Annotated in this window: 22 protein-coding genes; 11 read left to right on the top strand and 11 right to left on the bottom strand. The window is 70.8% G+C overall.

The window, feature by feature from the left end:
- Nucleotides 1-119: 119 nt before the first annotated feature.
- Nucleotides 120-587 (bottom strand): NUDIX hydrolase, encoded by a 468-nt coding sequence (locus PV396_RS13925; protein ID WP_319204319.1) that lies wholly within the window; start codon nucleotides 585-587, stop codon nucleotides 120-122.
- Between the two features lie 300 nt (nucleotides 588-887).
- On the opposite strand from PV396_RS13925, the gene PV396_RS13920 reads away from it, so the two are divergent.
- Nucleotides 888-4,208 (top strand): S8 family serine peptidase, encoded by a 3,321-nt coding sequence (locus PV396_RS13920; RefSeq protein WP_319204317.1) that lies wholly within the window; start codon nucleotides 888-890, stop codon nucleotides 4,206-4,208.
- A 334-nt stretch (nucleotides 4,209-4,542) separates the two neighbouring features.
- Here PV396_RS13920 and PV396_RS13915 read toward each other — a convergent pair whose 3' ends face one another.
- Nucleotides 4,543-5,343 (bottom strand): hypothetical protein, encoded by an 801-nt coding sequence (locus PV396_RS13915; RefSeq protein ID WP_319204315.1) that lies wholly within the window; start codon nucleotides 5,341-5,343, stop codon nucleotides 4,543-4,545.
- 1 nt (nucleotide 5,344) lies between these two features.
- On the bottom strand, nucleotides 5,345-5,875 hold the full coding sequence (locus PV396_RS13910; protein WP_319204312.1) for a sigma-70 family RNA polymerase sigma factor: 531 nt from the start codon (nucleotides 5,873-5,875) through the stop codon (nucleotides 5,345-5,347).
- Nucleotides 5,876-6,231: 356 nt separating this feature from the next.
- Here PV396_RS13910 and PV396_RS13905 point away from each other — a divergent pair, with 356 nt between their 5' ends.
- The gene (locus tag PV396_RS13905; RefSeq protein WP_319204310.1) at nucleotides 6,232-7,251 is read left to right on the top strand and encodes an aspartate-semialdehyde dehydrogenase; all 1,020 of its coding nucleotides are present in this window, start codon (nucleotides 6,232-6,234) and stop codon (nucleotides 7,249-7,251) included.
- A gap of 100 nt (nucleotides 7,252-7,351) precedes the next feature.
- On the opposite strand, the gene PV396_RS13900 is transcribed toward PV396_RS13905, so the two are convergent.
- Entirely contained in the window at nucleotides 7,352-7,501 is a 150-nt protein-coding gene (locus tag PV396_RS13900) for a hypothetical protein (RefSeq protein ID WP_319204308.1), read from the bottom strand.
- Between the two features lie 53 nt (nucleotides 7,502-7,554).
- Nucleotides 7,555-7,785 carry a ribbon-helix-helix domain-containing protein gene (locus tag PV396_RS13895; RefSeq protein WP_319204306.1) on the bottom strand — a complete coding sequence of 77 codons (231 nt, stop codon included), beginning with the start codon at nucleotides 7,783-7,785 and terminating at the stop codon, nucleotides 7,555-7,557.
- A gap of 233 nt (nucleotides 7,786-8,018) precedes the next feature.
- Between PV396_RS13895 and pepN the strand changes: the two genes are divergently transcribed.
- On the top strand, nucleotides 8,019-10,601 hold the full coding sequence (gene pepN / locus PV396_RS13890; protein WP_319204304.1) for an aminopeptidase N: 2,583 nt from the start codon (nucleotides 8,019-8,021) through the stop codon (nucleotides 10,599-10,601).
- Nucleotides 10,602-10,719: 118 nt separating this feature from the next.
- Here the strand turns inward: pepN and PV396_RS13885 are convergent, their stop codons facing one another.
- Nucleotides 10,720-11,145, bottom strand: a complete 426-nt coding sequence (locus PV396_RS13885; RefSeq protein WP_319204302.1) for a DUF6083 domain-containing protein — start codon at nucleotides 11,143-11,145, stop codon at nucleotides 10,720-10,722.
- Nucleotides 11,146-11,234: 89 nt separating this feature from the next.
- On the bottom strand, nucleotides 11,235-12,176 hold the full coding sequence (locus PV396_RS13880) for an EamA family transporter (RefSeq protein WP_319204298.1): 942 nt from the start codon (nucleotides 12,174-12,176) through the stop codon (nucleotides 11,235-11,237).
- Between the two features lie 113 nt (nucleotides 12,177-12,289).
- Between PV396_RS13880 and PV396_RS13875 the strand changes: the two genes are divergently transcribed.
- Nucleotides 12,290-12,808, top strand: a complete 519-nt coding sequence (locus PV396_RS13875; protein WP_319204296.1) for a MarR family winged helix-turn-helix transcriptional regulator — start codon at nucleotides 12,290-12,292, stop codon at nucleotides 12,806-12,808.
- 148 nt (nucleotides 12,809-12,956) lie between these two features.
- Here the strand turns inward: PV396_RS13875 and PV396_RS13870 are convergent, their stop codons facing one another.
- From PV396_RS13870 to PV396_RS13860, 3 genes are all read right to left on the bottom strand, one after another.
- Nucleotides 12,957-13,220: a hypothetical protein gene (locus PV396_RS13870; protein WP_319204294.1), complete on the bottom strand. Its 264-nt coding sequence runs from the start codon at nucleotides 13,218-13,220 to the stop codon at nucleotides 12,957-12,959.
- A gap of 90 nt (nucleotides 13,221-13,310) precedes the next feature.
- The gene (gene malQ, locus PV396_RS13865) at nucleotides 13,311-15,464 is read right to left on the bottom strand and encodes a 4-alpha-glucanotransferase (protein ID WP_319204292.1); all 2,154 of its coding nucleotides are present in this window, start codon (nucleotides 15,462-15,464) and stop codon (nucleotides 13,311-13,313) included.
- Entirely contained in the window at nucleotides 15,465-15,680 is a 216-nt protein-coding gene (locus PV396_RS13860) for a hypothetical protein (RefSeq protein ID WP_319204290.1), read from the bottom strand.
- 242 nt (nucleotides 15,681-15,922) lie between these two features.
- Between PV396_RS13860 and PV396_RS13855 the strand changes: the two genes are divergently transcribed.
- The 3 genes from PV396_RS13855 to PV396_RS13845 are packed head-to-tail and all read left to right on the top strand — an operon-like array spanning nucleotide 15,923 to nucleotide 18,593.
- Nucleotides 15,923-16,456 (top strand): PadR family transcriptional regulator, encoded by a 534-nt coding sequence (locus tag PV396_RS13855; RefSeq protein WP_319204288.1) that lies wholly within the window; start codon nucleotides 15,923-15,925, stop codon nucleotides 16,454-16,456.
- Nucleotides 16,453-17,199 carry an ABC transporter ATP-binding protein gene (locus tag PV396_RS13850; protein WP_319204286.1) on the top strand — a complete coding sequence of 249 codons (747 nt, stop codon included), beginning with the start codon at nucleotides 16,453-16,455 and terminating at the stop codon, nucleotides 17,197-17,199. The genes PV396_RS13855 and PV396_RS13850 overlap by 4 nt, the downstream gene beginning before the upstream one ends.
- Nucleotides 17,196-18,593, top strand: a complete 1,398-nt coding sequence (locus tag PV396_RS13845) for an FtsX-like permease family protein (RefSeq protein ID WP_319204283.1) — start codon at nucleotides 17,196-17,198, stop codon at nucleotides 18,591-18,593. Before PV396_RS13850 ends, PV396_RS13845 begins: the two co-directional genes overlap by 4 nt.
- 97 nt (nucleotides 18,594-18,690) lie before the next feature.
- On the opposite strand, the gene PV396_RS13840 is transcribed toward PV396_RS13845, so the two are convergent.
- Nucleotides 18,691-19,227, bottom strand: a complete 537-nt coding sequence (locus tag PV396_RS13840; RefSeq protein ID WP_319204281.1) for an HNH endonuclease — start codon at nucleotides 19,225-19,227, stop codon at nucleotides 18,691-18,693.
- A 336-nt stretch (nucleotides 19,228-19,563) separates the two neighbouring features.
- On the opposite strand from PV396_RS13840, the gene PV396_RS13835 reads away from it, so the two are divergent.
- The 4 genes from PV396_RS13835 (at nucleotide 19,564) to PV396_RS13820 (ending at nucleotide 24,461) form a co-directional block, all read left to right on the top strand.
- Nucleotides 19,564-20,670, top strand: coding sequence for a mechanosensitive ion channel family protein (locus PV396_RS13835; protein ID WP_319204279.1), 1,107 nt, complete (start codon nucleotides 19,564-19,566; stop codon nucleotides 20,668-20,670).
- A 197-nt stretch (nucleotides 20,671-20,867) separates the two neighbouring features.
- Nucleotides 20,868-22,079, top strand: a complete 1,212-nt coding sequence (locus tag PV396_RS13830; protein WP_319204277.1) for an ROK family transcriptional regulator — start codon at nucleotides 20,868-20,870, stop codon at nucleotides 22,077-22,079.
- A gap of 97 nt (nucleotides 22,080-22,176) precedes the next feature.
- Nucleotides 22,177-23,514 carry an ABC transporter substrate-binding protein gene (locus PV396_RS13825; RefSeq protein ID WP_319204275.1) on the top strand — a complete coding sequence of 446 codons (1,338 nt, stop codon included), beginning with the start codon at nucleotides 22,177-22,179 and terminating at the stop codon, nucleotides 23,512-23,514.
- A gap of 2 nt (nucleotides 23,515-23,516) precedes the next feature.
- Nucleotides 23,517-24,461, top strand: a complete 945-nt coding sequence (locus PV396_RS13820; RefSeq protein WP_319204272.1) for a sugar ABC transporter permease — start codon at nucleotides 23,517-23,519, stop codon at nucleotides 24,459-24,461.

Raw genomic sequence — 24,461 nt, 5'->3', positions numbered from 1 at the left:
CTTGGCACCGGGGGTGACCTGCGCGTGAACGAGGCAGCAACGGGCGACGCCGATCTCCGTACGTGGATCTTGGGGCCCCTCGCCCGTTCACGACCGCACGGCGAACGGCCCGGAGTCGGTCACTCCGTGTTCATCTGACGGGGTATGACCCGTCCCGTGACCGGCCGCTCCCGCCACAGCTTCAGCCCGACCCGCACCGTCCGTGCCCTCGGCAGCTCCGCCACCGCGTCCAGGTCGTGCCAGGCGGCGAGGTCCGTGGAGCCGTTCTCCTCCGGGCGGAGTTCGCCGCCGGTGACCAGGCCCTCGTAGACCAGGGCCAGACCCTGGTGGTCCACCGGGCGCCACCGGCGGTGGGTGAAGGTGCGGCGGCGCGAGTCGACGCCCAGCAGACCCGTCACGTCGATCCGGTAGCCCGTCTCCTCCATGAGCTCGCGGCGGACCGTGTCGTACGGGTCCTCGCCGTGCTCCATGCCGCCGCCCGGCAACACCCATTCGTGGCCACCGCGGCCGTCGGGGCTGCGGGCGAGCAGGATCTGTCCGTCACGGACGACGACGGCGTACGCGGCGACCCGCAACGACTTGCGCATATGGGGGACGTTAGCGTGCGGGGGCGGCGATGTTCATGTGGAATATCCCCGAACGAGGGTGTGTGCGGCGCCGGATGCGGGGGCAGACACCGAGTGCGAAACGTCGCGATTCGGACCCCATCCAGCCAAAGCGCATCGCGGGTTTTCCCCACTCGTTCATATAGTTTCGGTCAACCAACCCCAAACATCCGCCCCTTGGGTAAAGCTATGTGATCGTCCGGTGTCGATTCCGGACGCTTTTGGCCAAGGTCGATCAACTCGGCCGCTCAACGCATGCTCCTTTACCTACAAGGGATGCCGATGACCCTCACCCCTCAGCGCGCACCGATCTCGGGTGCGAGACGTGTGGCGCGTATAGCCGCGGCCGCCGGACTGGTGGCCGCGCTCTCCGCGGCAGGGCCCATACCCATGGCCTTCTCCGCGGACACGGCGACGACCCCCGCCCCGGCCGACGCCTCCGTCAAGTCGGCCCACGACAAGCTCGGCTCCGACGACGCCGAACTCCTCTCCGAGGCCAAGGCCGACGGTGACAAGACCGTCACCATGATGATCGCCACCGCGCCGGGGCAGACCGAGCAGGTCGCCGCGCAGCTGGACGCGGTCCAGGGCGGCCTCGTCGGCCGCACGTTCGACAAGGTCGGCTATGTGCGGGCGACCGTTCCGACCGCCAAGGCGGACTCGGCCATCGCCGCCGCCGCCAAGCTCTCCTCCGTGCACGGCATCGACCTGCGCCAGGACATCCCCCTGGACGACCCGACGCCGAGCGCCGACACCGCCTCCGCCCCCCAGGCGCGTGCCACCACCAAGACTTACGCGGCGCCGAACAAGAAGACGCCCGCCGAGAACCCGTACAACCCGTCCTTCGAGACGGGCGCCGTCGACTTCGTGAAGAAGAACCCGAAGGCGGACGGCCGCGGCATCACCATCGGCATCCTCGACTCCGGTGTGGACCTGGCGCACCCCGCGCTGCAGAAGACCACCACCGGCGAGCGCAAGATCGTCGACTGGGTCACCTCCACCGACCCGGTCGCCGACGGTGACGGCAGCTGGCTGCGGCAGACGAGGGCGGTCGCCGGTCCGGCCTTCGCCATCACCACGACCAGCCAGGGCACCGAGAACTTCACGGCGCCGGTCGGCGACTACAAGTTCAGCTACTTCGCCGAGTCCGCCACCGCCGGCGGCGACCAGGCGGGTGACGTCAACCGCGACGGCGACAAGACCGACGTCTGGGGCGTGCTGTACGACGCCGCCGCCGGCACGGTCACCGTCGACGTGAACGACAACCACGACTTCACCGACGACAAGCCGATGAAGCCGTACAAGGACGGCTACCAGATCGGCTACTTCGGCACGGACAACCCGGCGACCGAGGTCGCCGAGCGCATCCCGTTCGTCGTCGAGATCCGCAAGGACGTCGTCTACAACGCGGCCGGTGCCAAGGCCGACTACGCGAACATCGGCATGATCTCGTCCGAGCACGGCACCCACGTCGCCGGTATCACCGCGGCGAACAGCCTGTTCGGCGGCAAGATGAACGGTGCCGCACCCGGCGCCAAGATCGTCTCGTCGCGCGCCTGCATCTTCGGCCCCGGCTGCACCAACGTCGCGCTGACCGAGGGCATGATCGACCTCGTCGTCAACCGTGGCGTCGACATCGTCAACATGTCGATCGGCGGCCTCCCGGCGCTGAACGACGGCAACAACGCGCGCTCCGAGCTGTACACCCGTCTGATCGACACGTACGGCGTCCAGCTCGTGATCTCGGCCGGCAACTCCGGCCCCGGCGCCAACACGATCGGTGACCCCGGTCTGGCCGACAAGGTCATCTCGGTCGGCGCGTCCATCTCCAAGGAGACCTGGGCGGCCAACTACGGCTCGGCCGTCACCAAGAAGTACGCGATGATGCCGTTCTCCTCTCGCGGCCCGCGTGAGGACGGCGGCTTCACGCCGACGATCACCGCGCCCGGCGCCGCGATCAACACCACGCAGACCTGGCTGCCCGGCTCCCCGGTCGCCCAGGCGGGCTACACCCTCCCGGCCGGCTACTCGATGCTGCAGGGCACCTCGATGGCGTCCCCGCAGGCCGCGGGCGCCTCGGCGCTGCTGCTGTCGGCCGCCAAGCAGAGGCACATCGACCTCACCCCGGCGATCCTCCGCACGGCCCTGGTCACGCACGCCGACCACATCCCGGGTGTGCAGGCGTACGAGGAGGGCGCGGGCCTCATCAACATCGTGGACGCGTGGCGGGCGATCAGCTCCGCCAAGGTCGAGGACGCCGCCCACGACTACACGGTCAAGGCCCCGGTCGACACCGCGATCGACTTCGCGCTGAAGACCCCGGGCTTCGGCACCGGCCTGTACGACCGCGAGGGCGGCCTCAAGGCCGGCGTCGAGAAGTCGTACGACATCACCGTGACGCGTACGTCCGGTCCCGCCAAGGCGATCCGGCACGATCTGCACTTCAAGAACAACGCCGGTAGCACCTTCGAGATCGCCGGCTCCGAGCACGTCAAGCTGGAGCTGAACAAGCCGGTCACCATCAAGGTCACCGCGGAGTCGGACACGGCCGGCATCAAGAGCGCCATCCTTGAGCTCGACGACCCGAGGACGGATGGCGTCGACAAGCAGATCATGACCACGGTCGTGGTCTCGACGCCGGTCAAGTACACGTTCGCCGCGTCGGGTTCGGTGCAGCGCAACAGCACCCAGTCCTACTTCCTGACCGTGCCCGAGGGCGCCAAGACCCTCGAGGTCGCGATCAGCGGACTGGCGGCCGACAGCCAGACCCGGTTCATCTCGATCCACCCGTACGGTGTCGCCGTCGAGGACACGGGCACCCCGTACTGCTACAGCAACTACCCGAACACCAACGGCTGCGCGCCCGACGTGCGTTCGTACCCGAACCCGCAGGCCGGTGTCTGGGAGGTCGAGGTCGAGTCGCGTCGTACGTCGCCGCTGCTCGACAACCCGTACAAGCTGGACGCCACCGTCCTGGGCGCGACCTTCGACCCGGACGTCGTGACGGTTCCCGAGGCCAAGGTCGGTACGCCGATCGCCGCCTCCTGGAAGGTGACGAACAACCTCGCCCCGGTCGACGGCAAGCTGGCCGGCGGTCCGCTGGGCTCGTCCCTGAACGCCCGTCCCACCATCGCCACCAACGAGACGCACACGACCACGGTCGAGGTGCCCGCGGGCGCCGCGTCCCTGGACGTCGCCATCGGCAACGTCTCCGACACGGCCGCCGACCTGGACCTCGTCGTGTACGACGCGGCCGGCACCCAGGTGGGCATCTCCGCCGACGGCGACTCGGAGGAGGCGGTCTCCATCGCCTCGCCCGCCGCCGGTACGTACACCGTCGAGGTCATCGGCTACGCGGTCCCGGCCGGCACCACGGCCTACGACTACCAGGACGTGTTCTACTCGTCCGCCCTGGGCTCCATCCAGGTCGCCGGCACCCCGGTGAAGCTCGGCACGGGCGCCTCGGCGACCGTCTCCGGCAACATCGTCGCCTCGGCCCCGGCGCCGGCCGGCCGTGAGTTCTTCGGCCAGGTGTCCCTGGTCAACGGGCACGGCACGGTCGCCGGTATCGGCAGCGTGAAGATCGAGAAGGTCACGCCTTGACATCCTCGCCTGCGTGAACGGAGGCGATTCCGGTCAGCACCGCTACGCGGTACTCCCTTGGGTTCCTGCTTCATCGGCCCCTGCCACCCGAGGGTAGTCTGACAAGGTCTCCACAGGCTTGACGTCCCGCCAGTCCGGCGGTAGGTCCGCCAACTACGTTGCCGGACAAGGCGACTCTAGCAATGGAGCTGCGGCCCTCCGGGCCGCTATGGGCAGGATGCCCTTCACCTCCACTCTGAAGGGTGGAGGTGAAGGGCAAGTGTTCGATAGCGGTAGGCGCGACCCACGGGGCGGGCGTCCGGTACCTGGTACCGGGCGCCCGTCCCCTTTGCGTTCACCGGCACGCGAGGGTGCGGGACTTGGGCAGCGCGGCCGTGATCCGGGCCCGTTCGGCGGCGATCTCCTTCTCGCCGACGGTCCAGGTGTTGGGGGATTCGGCGCCCGTCGGGATGCCGATCAGGGTGTGCTCGCCCACGGTCGGCCGGGGGTCTGCCTCCAGGTCCATCACGAACGTCACCTCGGCCGGGCCCTTGTCCGGCTTGTAGTAGCGGGTCACGCGCAGGGTGACCCGCTCCTGGCCGGCGCCGGGTCCGAGGGCGACGGCGGTGACCGTGCCCTCGACGACCAGGCGGGCGCAGGCGAGGTGTTGCGGGCTGGTCAGCGCGCCCGCGGCCGTGCCGCCGTCCTTGAGACCCGCGCCGCCGTCCTCGTCGCCGCCGCTCTGCGGGTCGAGCGAGTAGGACGGCCCGGCGTCGGCGGACGACGTGGTCGCCGAGTCCTCGACCCCCTTTCCGGCCTGCGCGAAGAGCCACACCGACCCTGCGGACAGGGTCCCCACGGCGGTCACGGCGGCGACGCCGAGAGCGAGGGTGCGCAGCGGACGCCAGTACCGCCACTCCCGTACCGGAACCCGGGCCGGCTTTCGCACCCGCTCGGACTCGGCCTCTGCCGCTGTGCGTTCCCGCGCTGTCAGGGCGTCCCCGATGAGCCCCAACTGCTCGCGCAGGAGCGCCACATCGGCCGCCGCCGACCAGTGCTCGGCCATGAAGTCGGCGTCCGTGAGGGCCTCTTCGGGCAGCGGATCGTCCGTCAGCGCGGCCATCAACGCGTCCACGCCGTCGTATTCGGCGGCCATGTCACACCACCTCGTCCTCGTGCAGGCGGGCGCGCAGTGCCCGTACCGCCGTGTGCAGCCTGCTCTTGACCGTGCCCTCCGGGATGCCGAGTTCCTTGGCGATCCCGCGTACCGGCAGGTCGGCGTAGAAGCGCAGGATCAGCACCTGGCGCTGGGGGTCGGGCAGGTCGTCGAGCCCCCGGCTGACGGCCAGGGAGAGCAGGCTCGTGTCCTCGCCGGAGGGGTGGGCCGCCGGCTGGCGCAGGGAGGCGAGCCGCTCCCCCAGGCGCTCCTGGCGGCGTTTGGCCCGGTGCCAGTCCATGGCGAGGTTGGAGGCGACGACCGCCGCCCACGCCGAGACGTCACGCGGTGCCTCGTATCCGTTCGCGGTGCGTTCCAGCAGCCGCAGGCGGACCTGCTGTACCCCGTCCAGCAGGTCCGCCTGCGGTACGCCGCCAAGGGCGAGCACCGCCCGGACCCTGCGCTCCTGCACCGCGTCCAGCGGGTCGCCGTGGTCGTCCTCCTGGACGCGCCGGGCCTTTCTGCGCAGCACAGCACCCTCCCCCTCGCCGCGTTTCTCCTACGACGCCGAGGGCGGCCGGAACGTTCGGCCCCTGCGGAGAGGTACGTCACACCGTTACCGAAGCGAGACCCAGGCCTCGCCCGTCCCCGGTCGGCCGGTCCCGTACAGCTTTCGTCCGAGTGACCTCCTCGGGCGGGTTTCTCCAGCTCGGAGCGGGTGCGGCCGGAGGATCGTGTCCGGATGCCACGCCTGCCGCGTCCCAGTCCTCGGGCATGCCGGGCAAAGGATTGGACATGTTCCCCGGGGTGGGACGCATGATGGAAATGCGCCGGTCACGCAATCGGTCAGGGTTACGCAAAACAGCGCGCCATACAGAAGGAGTCGCCGTGAGGGTCGGAATCGTCGGAGCCACCGGACAGGTCGGCACGGTCATGCGCAGGATCCTCGTCGAGCGCAAGTTCGTGATCGAGGAACTCCGGCTGTTCGCGTCGGCCAGGTCGGCGGGCTCGGTCCTCGACGGTGTGACGGTGGAGGACGCGGCGACGGCCGACTACACAGGCCTCGACATCGTGCTGTTCTCGGCGGGCGGCGCGACCTCCAAGGCGCTGGCGGAGAAGGTCGCCTCGCAGGGTGCCGTCGTGATCGACAACTCGTCGGCGTGGCGCCGGGACCCGGAGGTACCCCTGGTCGTCTCCGAGGTGAACCCGCACGCGATCGTCGACCGGCCCAAGGGCATCATCGCCAACCCGAACTGCACGACGATGGCCGCGATGCCGGTCCTGCGGCCGCTGCACGCGGAGGCGGGCCTCGAGGCGCTGGTCGTCGCGACGTACCAGGCGGTGTCCGGTTCGGGTGTGGCCGGGGTGGCCGAGCTGCACGGGCAGGCGCAGAAGGTGGTCTCCGACGCGGACAAGCTGACGCACGACGGTTCGGCGGTCGACTTCCCCGAACCGCAGGTCTACAAGCGGCCGATCGCGTTCAACGTGCTGCCGCTGGCCGGCAGTGTCGTGGACGACGGTTCGTTCGAGACGGACGAGGAGCAGAAGCTCCGCAACGAGTCCCGCAAGATCCTGGAGATCCCGGAGCTGAAGGTCTCCGGTACGTGTGTCCGCGTGCCGGTGTTCTCGGGGCACTCCCTCCAGGTGAACGCGCGGTTCGCGCGTCCGCTGTCGGTGGAGCGGGCTACGGAGCTGCTGGCGGGGGCGCCCGGTGTCGTCCTCTCCGAGATCCCGACCCCCCTCGAGGCGGCCGGCAAGGACGCGTCGTTCGTGGGCCGCATCCGCGCCGACGAGACGTCGGAGAACGGCCTCGCGTTCTTCGTCTCCAACGACAACCTGCGCAAGGGCGCGGCGCTGAACGCGGTACAGATCGCGGAGCTGGTGGCGGTGGAACTGCGCGGGAAGTAACCGCGCCAGCTGGTAGGAACGGCGGCACTACCGCCAGTAGGACTCAGGGGCTGCTCACCGGTGACCGGCGGGCGGCCCCTCGTCGTACACACACGGCTTCTCAGAGCGCCAGGTGCCGACGCAGCGCCACGTCGATCTCGGCCATCCGCTGGTTGGAGTCCTTGGGCAGGCCGCACTCCTCCGCGGGCAGCAGTACCTGGAAGGGGTACACACGCGACGTGTTCGACGTGAGCGGTACGAGCGTCAGCACTCCCTGTCTCGTCCGCGCCGCCGCCGCCGCGTTGGCGCCGACGTTCGAGACAATCAGGTCGCTTCATCGGTGAGCCCGTCCGCCGAGAACCGGTCCCAGAACGCCGCGTCCTCACTGCCGTCCCCTTCGGCGAAGGCCTCCGCGTACTCCTCCTCCAGCCAGGCAGCGCGCAGGAGTTCGATGGCGTCGTGGATCACCGCGGATCGCGACGCCGCGCCCGTTCTCCGCGCGTACTCGTCGACGAAGGCGACATCATCCTCCGGCAGACTCACACTGATCTTCATACCCCGACGGTAACAAAGTAGGAAAATTAGGGCCATTTGTGGTATTAACGGCCGCCCTCCGCGTCACCCACGGGAACCAACTCCCGCCCCCCGTCGTCAGCACAACGCGACCTCTTGTGGATCACCGGGCCGGGCGGGCCGTTCACCCCGTTCAGCGGCGGGTTCTGGACATCGCGTCGGCCCGGGATCCCATGGAAGGATGGCGCAACCCACACATTCGAGGAGATGACCGCGTGCCTGGCACAAACCTGACCCGCGAAGAGGCGCAAGCGCGGGCGAAGCTGCTCACCGTTGACTCGTACGAGATCGACCTCGATCTCTCCGGCGCACAGGAGGGCGGCACCTACAGGTCCGTGACCACGGTGCGCTTCGACTCCGCCGAGACCGGCGCGGAGTCCTTCATCGACCTGGTCGCCCCGGCCGTACTCGAGGTCACGCTCAACGGGGACACTCTCGACCCCGACGAGGTCTTCAAGGACTCCCGGATCGCGCTGCCGGGACTGCTGGCGGGCCGCAACGTGCTGCGCGTCGTCGCCGACTGCGCGTACACCAACACCGGTGAGGGCCTGCACCGCTTCGTCGACCCCGTCGACCAGCAGGCCTACCTCTACACGCAGTTCGAGGTTCCCGACGCCCGCCGCGTGTTCGCGTCGTTCGAGCAGCCGGACCTCAAGGCGACCTTCCAGTTCACGGTGACGGCACCCTCCGGCTGGACCGTCATCTCCAACTCGCCGACGCCCGAGCCCAAGGACGACATCTGGCGCTTCGAGCCGACGCCCCGGATCTCCTCGTACATCACCGCGCTCATCGTCGGCCCGTACCACTCGGTCCACAGCGTGTACGAGGCGGACGGCCAGACCGTTCCGCTCGGTATCTACTGCCGGCCCTCGCTCGCCGAGTTCCTCGACTCCGACGCCATCTTCGCCGTGACCCGGCAGGGCTTCGAGTGGTTCCAGGAGAAGTTCGACTACGCGTACCCCTTCAAGAAGTACGACCAGTTGTTCGTCCCCGAGTTCAACGCCGGTGCCATGGAGAACGCGGGCGCGGTCACCATCCGCGACCAGTACGTGTTCCGGTCGAAAGTGACCGACGCCGCGTACGAGACGCGCGCCGAGACCATCCTGCACGAGCTCGCGCACATGTGGTTCGGCGACCTCGTCACCATGGAGTGGTGGAACGACCTGTGGCTGAACGAGTCGTTCGCCACCTACACCTCCATCGCGTGCCAGGCGTACGCCCCCGGCTCGCGCTGGCCGCACTCCTGGACCACCTTCGCCAACTCGATGAAGACGTGGGCCTACCGCCAGGACCAGCTGCCGTCCACGCACCCGATCATGGCCGAGATCCGCGACCTCGACGACGTCCTCGTCAACTTCGACGGCATCACGTACGCCAAGGGCGCCTCCGTACTGAAGCAGCTCGTCGCGTACGTCGGCATGGACGCCTTCTTCGCGGGCGTGCAGGCCTACTTCAAGCAGCACGCGTACGGCAACACGCGCCTGAGCGACCTGCTGGGCGCCCTGGAGGAGACCTCCGGGCGTGATCTGAAGGCGTGGTCGAAGTCCTGGCTGGAGACGGCCGGTATCAACATCCTGCGTCCCGAGATCGAGACGGACGCGGACGGTGTCATCACCTCGTTCGCGATCCGCCAGGAGGCCCCGGCCCTGCCCGCCGGCGCCAAGGGCGAGCCGACGCTGCGGCCGCACCGTATCGCCGTCGGCCTGTACGACCTCGACGACGCGAGCGGCAAGCTGCTCCGGGACGACGAGAGCGGACGCATCGAGCTGGACGTCGACGGCGAACTGACGGCCGTACCGCAGCTCGTCGGCAGGCGCCGTCCGGCCGTGATCCTGCTCAACGACGACGACCTGTCGTACTCCAAGGTCCGCCTCGACGACGCGTCCCTCGCCTTCGTCACCGAACACCTGGGCGACTTCGAGGCGTCCCTGCCGCGCGCGCTGTGCTGGGCCTCCGCCTGGGACATGACCCGTGACGCGGAACTGGCCACCCACGACTACCTCTCCCTCGTCCTGTCGGGTATCGGCAAGGAGTCGGACATCGGTGTCGTGCAGTCGCTGCAGCGGCAGGTGAAGCTGGCGATCGACCTGTACGCCGACCCGACCGCCCGCGAGGCGCTGCTGGCCCGCTGGACGGACGCCACGCTCGCCCACCTCCGGTCGGCCGAGGCCGGCTCCGACCACCAGCTGGCCTGGGCCCGCGCCTTCGCGGCCACGGCCCGTACGCCGGAGCAGCTGGACCTGCTCGACGCGCTGCTCGAGGGCACGCAGACCATCGAGGGGCTCGCCGTCGACACCGAGCTGCGCTGGTCGTTCGTCCAGCGGCTGGCGGCCGTCGGTCGCTTCGACGAGGACGAGATCGCGGGCGAGTACGAGCGGGACAAGACGGCCGCCGGTGAGCGGCACGCCGCGACCGCCCGGGCCGCCCGTCCGACCCCGGAGGCCAAGGCGGAGGCGTGGGCGTCGGTCATCGAGTCCGACAAGCTGCCCAACGCCATCCAGGAGGCGGTGATCGGGGGCTTCGTCCAGACCGACCAGCGCGAGCTGCTCGAGCCGTACACCGACAAGTACTTCGCGGTGGTCAAGGAAGCCTGGGACTCGCGCTCGCACGAGATCGCCCAGCAGATCGCCATCGGCTTCTACCCGGCCGTCCAGGTGTCCCAGGAGACCCTGGCGAAGACGGACGCCTGGCTGGCCTCCGCCGAGCCGAACGCGGCCCTGCGCCGGCTCGTCTCGGAGTCCCGCTCAGGTGTGGAGCGCGCGCTCCGGGCCCAGGCGGCGGACGCGGCGGCCTCGTAACCCGGAGGGCGTCGACTCGCGTCGAGCGCTCGCATCGAACGGCGTGTCCCGGTCCGACCGGGGCGCGCCGTTCGGCGTATCCCCCGTAACCCGTGGACTGAAAATCCCCGTCTCTACGTCATCCGGCGCCGTCACGTGGTCTGCGGGCGAGTCTCAGCCGCATGGCGCGCCACAGTTCGGCCGCGCCGCGGCTGGTGTCGGGCCGGGTGTGGTGGAGGGCCGGGCAGCAGACGTCGTGGGCCACCCTGGCGGTGCCGTAGTCCCGGTGATGCGGTCCTGGCCAGGCGATCCCGCCGGCCAGGTGGTAGACCTCGTCGTCGGCGAAGAGCCGGGCCGGATACTCCCCGGGGATCAGTGCGATCGACTCCGCCTCGGCCTCCGGCTCCCCGCCGCCGAAGAGCCGGAGGGGGTCGGGCCGCGCGTGCGGCCGGTAGCCGTTCTCTCCGTCGAAGCGCAGGGTGCGGTGCCGATGCGTGGCCAGGCCGCACTCCAGGCACGGCACGGTCAGCTTTCGCCCCCATCCCGGCACGCGCGAGTCATTCACTTCCGATCGGCCTCCGGCTGGACAAAAACCTCGTCAACACCCGGGTAACGGCGGAAACTTGCGCGACGACACGGAGTAACGACCCGCGATCAGGGGCGGCGTGACGTCAGGACGGGGGTCCTTTGCTTCCCCTCCCCCACAAGCACCGACCCCCGAACACCGCCCCTGCGCACCCCCGTCTGCCCCACCACGGTCGCCCCGAACGCCAGCCCCATGCCCGCCAGTTGGACCGGCGTCAGCGCCTGGCCGAGGGCTGCCCAGCCGACGATCGCGGCGGTCAGCGGGGACAGCGGGCCGAGGAAGGTGACCTGGGTCGCGGTGAGGCGGCCGATGCCGCGGAACCAGAGCCAGTACGCCACGGCCGTGTTGGCGAGCGCGAGGTAGAGGTACCCGGCGGCGGCCCGGCCGTCCAGCGCGGGCGGGGCGCCCTCGACGAGCAGGGCGAGGGGGGCGATGAGGAGGCCCCCGGCGGTCAGTTGCCAGCCGGTGAGGGCGAGCGGTCCCACGCCGTCCGGGCGGCCCCAGCGCTTGGTCAGTACGGTGCCCGTCGACATCGACGCGGTCGAGGCGAGGGCGGCCAGCACACCCACGGGGTCCAGCGCCCCGGCCGCCTTCAGCACGACCAGACTGACGCCGAGCGCCGCCGCGACTCCGGTGAGCAGGGTCCGTACGGTCGGCCGCTCGCCCAGGAACACCGCCGCGAGCCCGGCGACGAACAGCGGGCCGACCGAGCCGACGACCGCCGCCATACCGCCCGGCAGCCGGTACGCGGACAGGAACAGCAGCGGGAAGAAGGCGCCGATGTTGAGCGCGCCCAGGACCGTCGCCTTCCACCACCAGGCGCCGCGCGGCAGCACCCGGGTCAGCGCGAGCAGCACGAGACCGGCGGGCAGGGCGCGCAGCAGGCCCGTGAAGAGGGGGCGATCGGGCGGGAGGAACTCCGTGGCGACCGCATAGGTGGTGCCCCAGGAGATGGGCGCGAGGGCGGTGAGGGCGATGGTGGGGACGAGGGCGGAGCGGCTGGCGGGCATGGGCGCACCCTTCGAAGTAGGTCAGCGATAAGTAGCTTAGCTCTAAGCAACTTTCCGTCAAGCTACTTTCTCGCGAGTGACCGTCCGGCTCGTTGTTCGGCGATACTCGGCGCATGAGAGCGAGTGCACAGCCGCCGGAGCAGCGCAGGGACCCCGTCGACGCGATCGTCGCCCAGTGGGCGGTGGTGCGGCCCGATCTCGACACCGCCGCGATGGAGGTGTTCGGCCGTGTCTACCGGCTCGCGCGCGCCATGGGCGACCGTACGGAGAAGGCGTACGCGCGGTTCGGGATCGCGCGCGGCGAGTTCGACGTGCTCGCGACCCTGCGCCGGGCGGGCGAGCCGTACACGCTCTCGCCGCGTCAGCTGTCGTCGACCCTGATGCTCACCACGGGCGGGATGACGGGCCGTCTCGACAAGCTGGAGCGGGCCGGGCTGGTGCGCCGCTCCCCCGACCCGCACGACCGGCGCGGCCTCCAGGTAACCCTTACGGAGGAGGGGCTGAACCGCGTGGACGAGGCGGTCGGCGTCGGTGTCGCCGCCCAGACGGAGGCGCTGGCCGCCCTCGACGCCGGGAAGGCCGCTCAACTGGCCGACCTGCTGCGGGAGCTGCTGGCGGCGACGGACGGCTGAGAACGCGCCGAGGCGCTGAGAACACGCCGAGGGCGCCCTTCTCACCCCGTCGGTGACGGGACGAGGAGGGCGCCCTCGGAACGAATGATCAGGCCCTGGCCCGGAAACTCAGACCCTGGCCCGGAAGGTCAGGCCGTGGCCCGGAAGGTCAGGCCTTCGCCTTCGCGGGCTTGGTGACCTTGGGGGCGCGGTCCGTCGACTTGTCGAGGACCATCACCAGGCCCGCGATGACCGCGAACAGGGCGATCGGGGCGACAACGTAGAGGCCCAGCGTCTCGATGACGCTCAGGCCATGGCCGGGGTCGTCACCGTCGTCGCGGGCGAGCGCGAGCGCGGGAGACGTCATGAGCAGCATCATCAGCGTCGTGCCGGCCACCAGGGCGCCGGCGCGCAGGGCGTTCTTGTTGTCCACGGTGCAAAAGTAGCGAACGCCCGCCGGGGCCGCGCGCCCGGGGTGCCGTATGAGGGGACCGGGCGCCCCGCGAGGGCCGCGCCACCGGCGTCACCCTCCCTCCCGCAGCACCTCCATCAGCGCCCACAGCCGCGACGACCCCGCGAGCTCCTCCAGCGTCACCGGCCTGCCCTCCGCGTCGGCGATGGGCAGCCGCCAGTTCGGGTACTGGTCCCACGTACCCGGCAGGTTCTGCGGGCGCCGGTCGCCGACGCCGTCCGGGAGCCAGACGCCGATCATGCGGGCGGGGGTGCGGAGCAGATAGCGGTGGACGGCCTGGATCTCGGCCTCCTCCGCCGCCCCCGAGAGCCCGCCGCTGCACCCCTTCAGGAGGCCGAGACGCGAGAGCAGGGTCAGCCACTCGTTGGTGTCGGCAGCGGCGGCGGACCGCTCCTGCGCCAGGGGGTTGGTCAACAGGCCCAGCCGGTCGCGCAGTTCGACGTGGTCGCCGGTGAGCCGGGCGGCGGTGGGCGGCAGGTCGTGGGTGGTGACGGTGGCGAGGCAGTCGGCGCGCCAGTGGTCGGGGGGCAGCGGGCGCCCGTCGCCGTCCCAGTCACGCTCGAACCACAGCACCGACGTGCCGAGCACCCCGCGTTCGTGCAGGGTCTCCCGGACCCCCGGCTCCACGGTCCCCAGGTCCTCGCCGATCACGACCGCCCCGGCCCGCGAGGCCTCCAGCGCGAGGACGGCGAGCATGGCCTCGGCGTCGTAGCGGACGTACGCGCCCTCCGTCGGCGCCAGCCCCTGGGGCACCCACCAGAGCCGGAAGAGGCCCATGACGTGGTCGATGCGCAGGGCGCCCGCGTAGCCGAACAGGGACCGCAGGAGCTGGCGGTAGGGGGCGTAGCCGGACTCGGCCAGGCGGTCCGGCCGCCAGGGCGGCAGGCCCCAGTCCTGGCCGCGCGCGTTGAACGCGTCCGGGGGTGCGCCGACCGACATGCCGGCCGCGAAGTACTCCTGCTGCGCCCAGGCGTCGGCACCCCCGGGATGCACTCCGACGGCGAGGTCGTGCACGATCCCGACCGGCATGCCCGCGTCGCGTGCCGCCCGCTGGGCGTCGGCGAGTTGGGTGTCGGTGAGCCAGGCGAGGCGGGAGTGGAAGTCGACGCGGTCCATCAACTCGCCCCGGGCGCGGGCGGTTTCGGCGGACCGGGGGTCCTGGAGGCCGGCCGGCCAGCGCGACCAGTCCGAGCCGTGCGCCTCGGCGAGCGCGCACCAGGTGGCGTGATCCTCCAGCGCCTCACCGGCCCGCGCGAGGAAGTCGGCGTACGCGGCCTGCCGTCCGGGTCCGAGCGGTACGGCGCACACCAACTCCAGCGCCTCGCGCTTGAGTTCCCATACGGCGTCCCGGTCGATCAACGCGCCCTGGTCGAGCACCGACTCCCGCAGCCGCCCGGCGCGCTCCAGCAACCCACGCACCCGCTCGCGGTCCTCGGCCGCCTCGACGTACGCGAACTCGGGGATCGCCTCGACCCGCAGATGCACGGGATCGGGGAAGCGCCGGGAGGAGGGCCGGTACGGGGACGGGTCGGTCGGCGCCCCGGGAACGGCCGCGTGCAGGGGGTTGACCTGCACGAATCCGGCACCGAGCGCCCGCCCGGCCCAGGCGCTCAGCTCACCGAGATCACCCAGGTCGCCCATGCCCCAGGAGCGCCGGGACAGGAGGGAGTAGAGCTGGACGAGGAGTCCGTACGAGCGTCCGGCGGGCGTGGGCAGCCGGGCCGGGGCGACGACAAGGTGGACGTGGGCCGTGCGGCCGTCGGGCGCGCGGGCGTCCAACTCGTGGACGCCGGGCGGGAGTCGGTCGAGCGAGTCGCAGATCTCGCCTTCCTCGGTGCGGATGCGCAGCCGGGTGCCCTCGGGCAGGTGGGCCAGCGCGGTCGCCGTACCGTCGGCGCCGCACACGACGGTCGGCGGCAGCAGTCGGGCCGCCAGCTCCCGTTCCCGGGCGGCGAGGGCGGTCCGGACGGCGTCCGGGGTGGTCGCGTCGACGCCGAGCGCGGCCAGCACGGCGACGAGCGCGGAGTCGGAGGCGGCGACCGTACGGTCCGGGGAGGGACGGAAGGAGGGGGCGACGCCGTGCAGCTCGGCGAGCCGCTCGAGCGCGACCCGCTCCGCGGAGCGGCCCTCCTCAGCGGCCCTACCCCTGTGACTCTCGTAGCTCTCGTGGCTCTCGGCGGGCTCGGCCGGGGTGTGTACGGACATCTACAGCCCCGCGAGGTCCGAGAGTGCCCCGACCGGGCCCTCGTACAGCCCCGTGGGGTCCGCTTCGGCGTCGGCGTGCTCGCTCGTCATCGCCTCCGCGTCGGCGAGCGGGGGCTCGCTGGTGAGGGGCTCGGCGGCGGGCAGCGGCGGCTCGCTGGTGAGCGGCAACTCGGCGGCCGCACTCTCGGCGCTGAAGATGTAGGCCGGTACGGCCACGGAGGCCTCCTTGTCGCGTACGACGGCTGACGGCTGTTGGCGGGTTTCTTTCGCAGGCCTACCCAGTGGGCGCCGCCGCAGACGTGGATGAACGGACGAACCACGGTAGCGCCGCTCACATTCCGCGGTTCTTCCGTCGTCTTCCGGACGAGGTCCGCCACATTCCCGCCACTCGGCCTCCGCACGCCTGCCCGCCCGCTCACTATTCACTCAGTACATGTATCCAGTGCATAATGATCCGCATGAGCACCCGCCACATCCTGCTGGGGCTGCTCGCCGGAGGGCCGAGCCATGGCTACGACCTCAAGCGACGGCACGACGAACGCTTCCCCCAGGCCCGTCCGTTGGCCTACGGGCAGGTCTACACGACCCTCCAGCGCCTGGTGCGCGACGGGCTCGCGGAGGTCGACGGCACCGACGCGGACGGCGGTCCGGAGCGGACGAAGTACCGGGCGACCGGCGAGGGAGAGCGTGAACTCGCCGAGTGGGTACGGCAGATCAGCGCGCCCGCGCCGCACGTCGCCAACGAGATCTTCGCCAAGGTCGTCGTCGCGATCCTGGCCGACGGGGACCCGGCCGCGTATCTGCTGGACCAGCGTGCCGCGCACATGGCGCGGATGCGGGAACTGACCGCGGTCAAGACCGCGGCGGGCTCGGACCTCTCGACCGTGCTCTCGACGGACTACGCCCTCAACCACCTCGACGCCGACCTCCGTTGGATGACCACCACGGCGGCCCGGCTCACCACACTGACCGCGGAGGTCGAAAAGGCATGACCAACACCCACGGGGACCCCTCCGACGGCACCGCGCAGCCGCCACTGCTGGCGGCCCGCCGACTGTCCAAGGCGCACGGCAGGACGCCCGCGCTGCGCGGGGCCTCGGTCGAGCTGGGGGCCGGCGAGATCCTGGCCGTCACGGGGGCGAGCGGCAGCGGGAAGTCGACGCTTCTGCACTGTCTGGCGGGGATCGTCCGGCCGGACATGGGCACCGTGGAGTACGCCGGGGAGCGGCTCGACACACTGCCCGAGCGGCGGCTGAGCGAGCTGCGGCGCACGGAGTTCGGGGTCGTCTTCCAGTTCGGGCAGCTGATACCGGAGCTGACCGTGCTCGACAACGTGGCGCTGCCGCTGCTGCTCGCCGGGACGTCGCGCGCGGTCGCACACGAGCGGGCAGGCGAGTGGCTGGAGCGGTTCGGGGTGCTCGGGCAGCAGGTGCTGCGGCCGGGCGAGCTGAGCGGCGGCCAGGCGCAGCGCGTCTCGCTCGCCCGGGCCCTGGTCACCGGCCCGAAGGTGGTCTTCGCCGACGAACCGACCGGTGCGCTGGACTCCCTCGCGGGCGAACAGGTGATGACGGCACTCACCCACACGGCCCGCGAGTCCGGCACGGCGGTCCTCCTGATCACGCACGACACCCAGGTGGCGGCGTACGCGGACCGAGAAGTACGACTGACCGACGGCACCGTGGCCGCCGCCGGAACCGCGAGCGCTGCCCCGGCTGCCCGGAAGGGGACCTCGTGACATCCAGCCGTGTTTCCGGGACTGAGAAGGGCTCCTCGCGAGGCGGGCTTCTGGCGGATCTGCGGCTTGCCTGGCTGCTCACCCGGGGTTCCGACCGGCGGGAGTGGTGGCGGGTGGCGCTCACCGCGGTGGGGGCGGGGCTCGCTACCGGGTTCGCGTTGGCCGCCGTCGCCATCGCCGCGATACGCGGGTCGCGGACCGTGCCCTTCGGCAACGGGCTGCTGGACGAGCCGGGGGAACGCTCCGGCGTGGTCCTCACCCTCGTCCTGCTGCTCGTGCCCGTGCTCGGGTTTCTCGGGCAGTGTGCGCGGGTCGGGGCCGTGCACCGGGACCGGCGGCTGGCCGCGCTGCGGCTGGCGGGGGCCACCCCGGCGCAGGTGCGGCGGATCGCGGCGCTGGAGACGGGGCTCGCCTGTCTGCTCGGCGCGGTGCTCGCCACCGTGTACTCCGTACTGTTCCTGCTGGCCGAGTGGCGGCAGCCCCCTGCCCTCCTCTGGCTCGCCATCGCCGTGGTCGCGGCGGCCGTGCCGGTGCTGGGCGCGCTCGTGGGCGTACTGGCGCTGCGCCGCCTGGTCGCCTCGCCGCTGGGCCGGGTGCGGCGGGTCCCCCCGCGCGAGGGGCGTGGCCCAGGGATGCCCATCCCGATGGCGGCCCTGGGGCTGCTGTTCGTGGGGCTGCTGGTGGCGCCGAACACGTTCGGCGGGTACGAGACCGCGCCGGTGCTGGTGTTCGCCGTGGTGATCGTCACCGGTGTGGGCGCCCTGTGGCTGACCGGCGTCACCGCCCGGTTCACGGGGCGGGTCCTCGCGGCGCGTACCGCGGATCCGGCGACGCTGATCGCGGCGGAGCGGCTGCGCGACGACCCGTGGGCCGCCGCCCGCACCCACGCGGCGGTGCTGCTGGTGACCACCGTGGGCACGGGGTTCGTCGGTGTCCGGGAGGTGCTGCTGACCTCGCTGCGCGAACGCGGCGAGAGCATGCTGGCCGCGCCCATGTCCTTCTACACCACCGGCGCCGACCTGACCGGCGCCGCCGTCCTGGTCGCCCTGGTGATCACGCTGTGCGGGCTCGGCGTCGGCACGGCCGAGTCGGTGGCGACCCGCCGCCGGGGTTTGGCCGCGCAGGCCGCCGCCGGAGTGCCGCGCGCGGTGCTCGGCCGGGCGCTGCTCCTGGAGACGGCCCTGCCGCTGGCGCCCGCGCTGCTGCTGGCGGGCGGCGGGGGCCTGCTGATCGGCGGCTGGTTCGCGGGCATCGCCCACGACGGCAGCCGCTCGGTGCCGTACACGGCACTGCTGGTCCCGCCGGCGGTGTACGTGTGCTGTCTGCTCGCCGCTGCCACCTCACTGCCGTTGCTGCGCCGTTCGGTGCGTCCGGCGGAGCTGCGGTACGTGTGAGCGGGCGGGCATGAGTGATCCGGCCCTGGTGAACGGGGGTTCCCAGGGCCGGATCGCATCCGTGCTTCAGGTCTTCGGGTAGACGAAGGCCCGGAGGTCAGGCGGAAATGCCGTCGATCCGGGCCATCGCGTCGTCCGCGCCGTACGGCTGCAGGTACGGCAGCCAGCGCGGGTCCCGGTGCCCGGTGCCGATGATGCGCCAGGCGAGACCGGTGGGCGGGGCGGGTTTGTGGCGCAGCCGCCAGCCGATCTCGAAGAGATGGCGGTCCGCCTTGGTGTGGTTGCAGCGACGGCACGACGCCACCACGTTGTCCCAGCGGTGCTGACCGCCACGAGAACGCGGGATGACGTGGTCGACGCTGGTCGCGGCGGCGCCGCAGTACATGCACCGGCCGCCGTCGCGAGCGAACAGTGCCCTTCTGGTCAGTGGAACGGGCCCCCGGTAGGGGACCCGGACGAACCTCTTCAGCCGGACCACGCTGGGTGCGGGGACAGTAATGGTCGCGCTGTGCATGAAGGCGCCGGATTCCTCGAGGGAGACTGCCTTGTTCTCCAGGACGAGGACGAGCGCGCGGTGGAGCGGTACGACACCGAGTGGCTCGTACGACGCGTTGAGTACCAGGACATGCGGCACGGATGCCTCCTTGGGCGTCGGCGGCGCGTGGCTCGCGCCGGGACGATCTGTAGTCAGTCTCCCCTCTCGCCTGGTGGCAGCGCCACCACGTCCCGGTAACGGGCTGGGAGTGTTTTCGACCACACCTTGCGTTCATGCCCCGGGACCACATCCTCTTCATCCCCAGGTGGGCACGGTCTCTCCCTCGAACATGGCGCCAATCCGCACACGCTCCCCCGTTAGTGTGGTGGTTCTGCCCTTCCGGTGACCTTTCCGTGACCTGAATGACAAGCTCACCGCCGAGCTGACCGCCGTAACCATCCGTACCGGGGGCAGGCCGCACTGGAGGTACCCGCCGTGTCCTTGCCCGTCGTCCAACTGGCCGCCGGTCCGTCGCCCTCGCCGAGCCCCACGGAGTCACCGACCGCGCTGGTCCCGTCGCTCCAGGACGCCCAGGAGAGCGCGACGAACGCCGCCAGCTGGGTCGAGCAGAACTGGTCCACCTGGCTGGCCATCGGTCTCAAGGTGCTGCTGATCCTGGTGATAGCGGTCGTGCTGAGAGCGGTGGTACGGCGGGCCATCACCAAGCTGATAGACCGCATGAACCGCACGGTCCAGGCGGCCGACGGCCCGGCCGGCGGCACGGCGCTGGGCAGCCTGCTGGTCAACGTGGAGCGCCGCCGCCAGCGCTCCCAGGCGATCGGCTCCGTGCTGCGCTCAGTGGCGAGCTTCATCATCCTGGGCACCGCAGCCCTGATGGTCCTCTCCGCGTTCCAGATCAACCTCGCCCCGCTGCTCGCCTCCGCCGGTGTGGCGGGCGTGGCGATCGGTTTCGGCGCCCGCAACCTGGTGACGGACTTCCTCTCCGGCGTGTTCATGATCCTGGAGGACCAGTACGGCGTCGGGGACACGATCGACGCGGGGGTGGCCTCGGGCGAGGTGATCGAGGTGGGCCTGCGGGTGACGAAGCTGCGCGGCGACCAGGGCGAGATCTGGTACGTGCGAAACGGCGAGGTCAAGCGCATCGGCAACCTCTCCCAGGGCTGGGCCACGGCCGGTGTCGACGTGACCGTGCGCGCGGACGAGGACCTGGACCGGCTGAAGGCGACGCTCGCCGAGGTCGGCGAGAAGATGAGCCGCGAGGAGCCCTGGAACGAGCTGCTGTGGGGCCCGATCGAGAGCCTGGGCCTGGACAGCGTGCTCCTGGACTCGATGGTCGTGCGGATGACGGCGAAGACGATGCCGGGCAAGTCCCTGACGGTGGAGCGCGAGCTGCGCTGGCGCGTCAAGCGGGCCCTGGACGCGGCGGGCATCCGCATCGTCGGCGGTACCACGGTCATCCCGGAGGAGGAGGCGCCCGCGGACCCGACGGCGGCGGTCGCGGCCCCCTCGGTGTACTCGAACTCCGCCTCCCCCCAGGCGGAGGCGGCGGCCCCGATCACCCCGGCGCGGCCCGTCCGGTAGGCGGTACGAGACACCCGACAGCCTGTACGAGACCCGTACGAGAGAGGCGGCGTCCCCGATTCGGGGCGCCGCCTCTCTCATTGCCCCTTGACGTCCCCCTTGGTCCGGTTCTATCTTCTCGCCATCCGATAGGAAACCTTCCTAACAGTCATCTCGACTGTGAAAAGCTGGGCACGGAAAGGCAGGTGCAGACACCCATGGCAGGAACCGCAGGCACGCCCGGCACTCCCCGCGTCCTGCGCGCCATGAACGACCGGGCCGCTCTGGACCTCCTCCTGGAGCACGGCCCCCTCTCCCGCACCCGGATCGGCAAGCTCACCGGCCTGTCCAAGCCGACCGCCTCACAGCTCCTCGCCCGCCTGGAGGCGGCGGGGCTCGTCCTGGCGACCGGCACCAGCGAGGGCCGACCCGGCCCCAACGCCCAGCTGTACGAGGTCAACCCGACCTCCGCCTACGCCGCCGGGCTCGACGTCACCCCCGAACGCATCGTCGCCGCCGTCGCCGACATCACCGGCCGGACGGTGGGCGAGTTCGAACTGCTCACCCCCGGCAAACGCCCCGCCCGGCCCGTCGTCCAACAGGTCACCGACGCCCTCGACGGCGCCGTCAAGGCGGCGGGACTGGCCCGGGACGACCTTCGGCGGCTGGTCATCGGCACGCCGGGCGCCTTCGACCCGGGCACCGGCCGGCTGCGTTACGCCGCCCACCTGCCGGGCTGGCACTCCCCGACCCTCCTCGACGAACTCGCCGCCGCGCTGCCGATGCCGGTGGAGTACGAGAACGACGTGAACCTCGTCGCCATCGCCGAACAACGGCTCGGCGCGGCCAGAGGGCACGACGACTTCGTCCTCCTGTGGAACGAGGGCGGACTCGGTGCCGCGCTCGTCCTCGGCGGCCGGCTGCACCGCGGCTGGACCGGCGGCGCCGGCGAGGTCGGCTTCCTGCCCGTGCCGGGCACACCCCTCGTCCGGCAGGTCAGCAGGGCCGGCAGCGGCGGCTACCAGGAACTCGCCGGTTCACAGGTCATCCCCCGGCTCGCCCGCGAGCTGGGCATCGTCCCCGTCCCCGAGGGCCCCTACGCCGAGGTCGCAGCCGCCCTCGTCGCCCAGGCCGCCGACATCAACGCCGGCCCGCACCGGCGGCTCCTCGAAACGTACGCGACCGGCCTGGCCACTGGCCTGGCCTCGCTGGTCTCCGTCCTCGACCCCGAACTCGTCGTCCTCAGCGGCGCCTCCCTCACCTCGGGCGGCGAACCCCTGCGCGGTCTGGTCCAGGCCGAGCTGGAGGAACTGGCCGCGGCCCGGCCCCGGCTGCTGGTGGGCGACGTACGCGAACACCCCGTGCTGCGGGGCGCGCTGGAGAGCGCCCTCGCGACCACCCGCGACGAGGTCTTCGACACCTCGCGCTGAGCCACCCCCCACCACCTGCTTCACCCGCACGTCTCACCGCACATTTCACCCTCACCAGTCCCCTGCCCTGCCACGCCCTTCCCTGGGAGACCTCGCCATGACCGGAATATCCAGAAAAGTCGCTGTCGCACTCGCCGTGACCGCCTCGACGGCCCTCCTCGCCACGGCCTGTACCGGCCAGTCCTCCTCAGGCACCCAGGACGACGCCTCCAAGAACACGACGATCACCTTCTGGCACGCCTGGAGCGCGCCGAACGAGGTGGCGGGCGTCAAGGCGCTCATCGCCGGCTTCGAGAAGGCCCACCCGAACATCCATGTGAACGTCGTCGGCAACATGACCGACGACAAGATGAACCAGGCGCTGCGCGCGGGCGGCAGCAAGGCCCCCGACGTGATCTCGTCGTTCACCACCAACGGCGTCGGCAAGTTCTGCTCCTCGGGCGCGCTGGTCGACCTGGGCCCGCTGTTCAAGAAGTCGAACATCGACCCGGCGGCGACCTTCCCGAAGGCGATGAGCGAGTACACCCAGTACGACGGCAACCGCTGTGCCGTCCCGCTGCTCGGGGACGCGTACGGCCTCTACTACAACAAGACCGCCTTCCAGAAGGCCGGGATCACCAGCCCGCCCAAGACCTGGTCCGAGTTCGAGGCCGACGCCAAGAAGCTGACGATCACCCAGGGCGACACCTACAAGCAGCTCGGTTTCATGCCGAACTACCACGGCTGGGAGACGACCACCGAGCACTACATGGGCCAGTTCGGGCCGACGTACTTCGACTCCTCCGGCAAGTCGACGATCGCCACCGACCCGGCCGTCACCGCCGCCTTCACTCTGCAGAAGAAGCTCGTCGACGACCTCGGCGGCTTCAAGAAGCTGGAGAAGTTCCGCTCCGGCCTCGGCGACGAGTGGGGGCCCAAGCACCCCTTCCAGACCGGCCAGGTGGCCATGCAGCTCGACGGTGAATGGCGCCTGGGCATGGCGCTGGACGCGAAGCCGGACTTCGAGATCGGCGTCGCCCCGCTGCCCGTCCCCGACGACCAGGCCGACCAGTACGGCAAGGGCTACATCACCGGCACCATCGCGGGCATCGCCGCCACCAGCCAGAAGCAGAACGCGGCCTGGGAGCTGGTCAAGTACATCACCACGGACACGGACGCGGTGGTCGGCTTCTCCAACGCGATCCACAACGTGCCCTCCACGCTCGCGGCCCTGAAGTCCCCGAAGCTGAAGTACGACCCGCGCTTCAAGACCTTCCTCGACATCGCCGCGAACCCCAACTCCTCCACCTCGCCCGCCTCGATCAACGGCGGCGTCTACCTCAACACCATCCAGGAGCTCGGCTACGACTACGAGAGCGGCAAGGTCACCGACCTGAAGGCGGGCCTGAAGAAGGCGGCGGCGCAGATCGACACGGACATCGCGCAGGCGAAGTGACCATGGCCGCCACCTACACCCTGCGGGCGAAGCACCGGCGTTCGAGGCTGCGCACCCTCGCCTTCCTCTCGCCCTGGCTGATCGGCTTCACGGTCTTCTTCGCCTATCCGATGATCTCCACGGTCTACTTCTCGTTCATGCACTACGACGGCTTCAAGCCGCCGACCTGGAGCGGAACGAAGAACTGGACGTACGTCTTCGAGTCCTACCCCTTCTTCTGGCCCGCCCTGCGCAACACCCTGTGGCTGGTCGTGATCATGGTGACCCTCCGCGTCCTGTTCGGACTCGGGATCGGCATGCTCATCACGAAGATCAAGACGGGTACGGGCGTCTTCCGCACCCTCTTCTACCTGCCCTACCTCGCCCCGCCGGTCGCCGCGACCATGTCGTTCGCGTTCCTCCTCAACCCCGGTACGGGACCGGTCAACTCCCTGCTGGAGAAGATCGGCATCCCGGCGCCCGGCTGGTTCAACGACCCCGACTGGTCGAAGCCGGCCCTCACCATGCTGGCGCTGTGGGGCATCGGCGACCTGATGGTGATCTTCATGGCGGCGCTGCTCGACGTACCGAGGGAGCAGTACGAGGCGGCCGAGCTGGACGGCGCGACGCCCTGGCAGCGGTTCCGGTACGTCACGCTGCCGAACATCTCGCCGATCATCATGTTCGCGGTCGTCACCGGCGTCATCGGGGCGATGCAGTACTACACGCAGCCACTGGTGGCCGGAAAGGTCGCCTCAGGAGTGATCCAGGGCGCGGGCACGATGTTCCAGCCCGGCTACCCCGAACACTCCACGCTCACCCTCCCCCAACTCGTCTACAACCTCGGCTTCCAGCGCTTCGACTACGGCTCCGCCTGTGTGGTCGCCCTGGTCCTGTTCGCCCTGTCCATGGCGTTCACCGCGCTGTTGATGCGGCGCCGGGGCGGTCTCATCCAGGCAGGTGACTGA

This window comes from Streptomyces sp. ME02-8801-2C, from assembly GCF_033793965.1.
Taxonomy (GTDB): domain Bacteria; phylum Actinomycetota; class Actinomycetes; order Streptomycetales; family Streptomycetaceae; genus Streptomyces.
This window is presented reverse-complemented; position numbering and strand designations above follow the sequence as displayed.

Coding starts and splice junctions, on each gene's coding strand:
- PV396_RS13825 (WP_319204275.1), top strand. CDS start 22,177: ATGACCGGAATATCCAGAAAAGTCGCTGTCGCACTCGCCGTGACCGCC.
- PV396_RS13830 (WP_319204277.1), top strand. CDS start 20,868: ATGGCAGGAACCGCAGGCACGCCCGGCACTCCCCGCGTCCTGCGCGCC.
- malQ (WP_319204292.1), bottom strand. CDS start 15,464: ATGTCCGTACACACCCCGGCCGAGCCCGCCGAGAGCCACGAGAGCTAC.
- PV396_RS13925 (WP_319204319.1), bottom strand. CDS start 587: ATGCGCAAGTCGTTGCGGGTCGCCGCGTACGCCGTCGTCGTCCGTGAC.
- PV396_RS13875 (WP_319204296.1), top strand. CDS start 12,290: ATGAGAGCGAGTGCACAGCCGCCGGAGCAGCGCAGGGACCCCGTCGAC.
- PV396_RS13895 (WP_319204306.1), bottom strand. CDS start 7,785: ATGAAGATCAGTGTGAGTCTGCCGGAGGATGATGTCGCCTTCGTCGAC.
- PV396_RS13850 (WP_319204286.1), top strand. CDS start 16,453: ATGACCAACACCCACGGGGACCCCTCCGACGGCACCGCGCAGCCGCCA.
- PV396_RS13880 (WP_319204298.1), bottom strand. CDS start 12,176: ATGCCCGCCAGCCGCTCCGCCCTCGTCCCCACCATCGCCCTCACCGCC.
- PV396_RS13855 (WP_319204288.1), top strand. CDS start 15,923: ATGAGCACCCGCCACATCCTGCTGGGGCTGCTCGCCGGAGGGCCGAGC.
- PV396_RS13915 (WP_319204315.1), bottom strand. CDS start 5,343: ATGGCCGCCGAATACGACGGCGTGGACGCGTTGATGGCCGCGCTGACG.
- PV396_RS13920 (WP_319204317.1), top strand. CDS start 888: ATGACCCTCACCCCTCAGCGCGCACCGATCTCGGGTGCGAGACGTGTG.
- PV396_RS13820 (WP_319204272.1), top strand. CDS start 23,517: ATGGCCGCCACCTACACCCTGCGGGCGAAGCACCGGCGTTCGAGGCTG.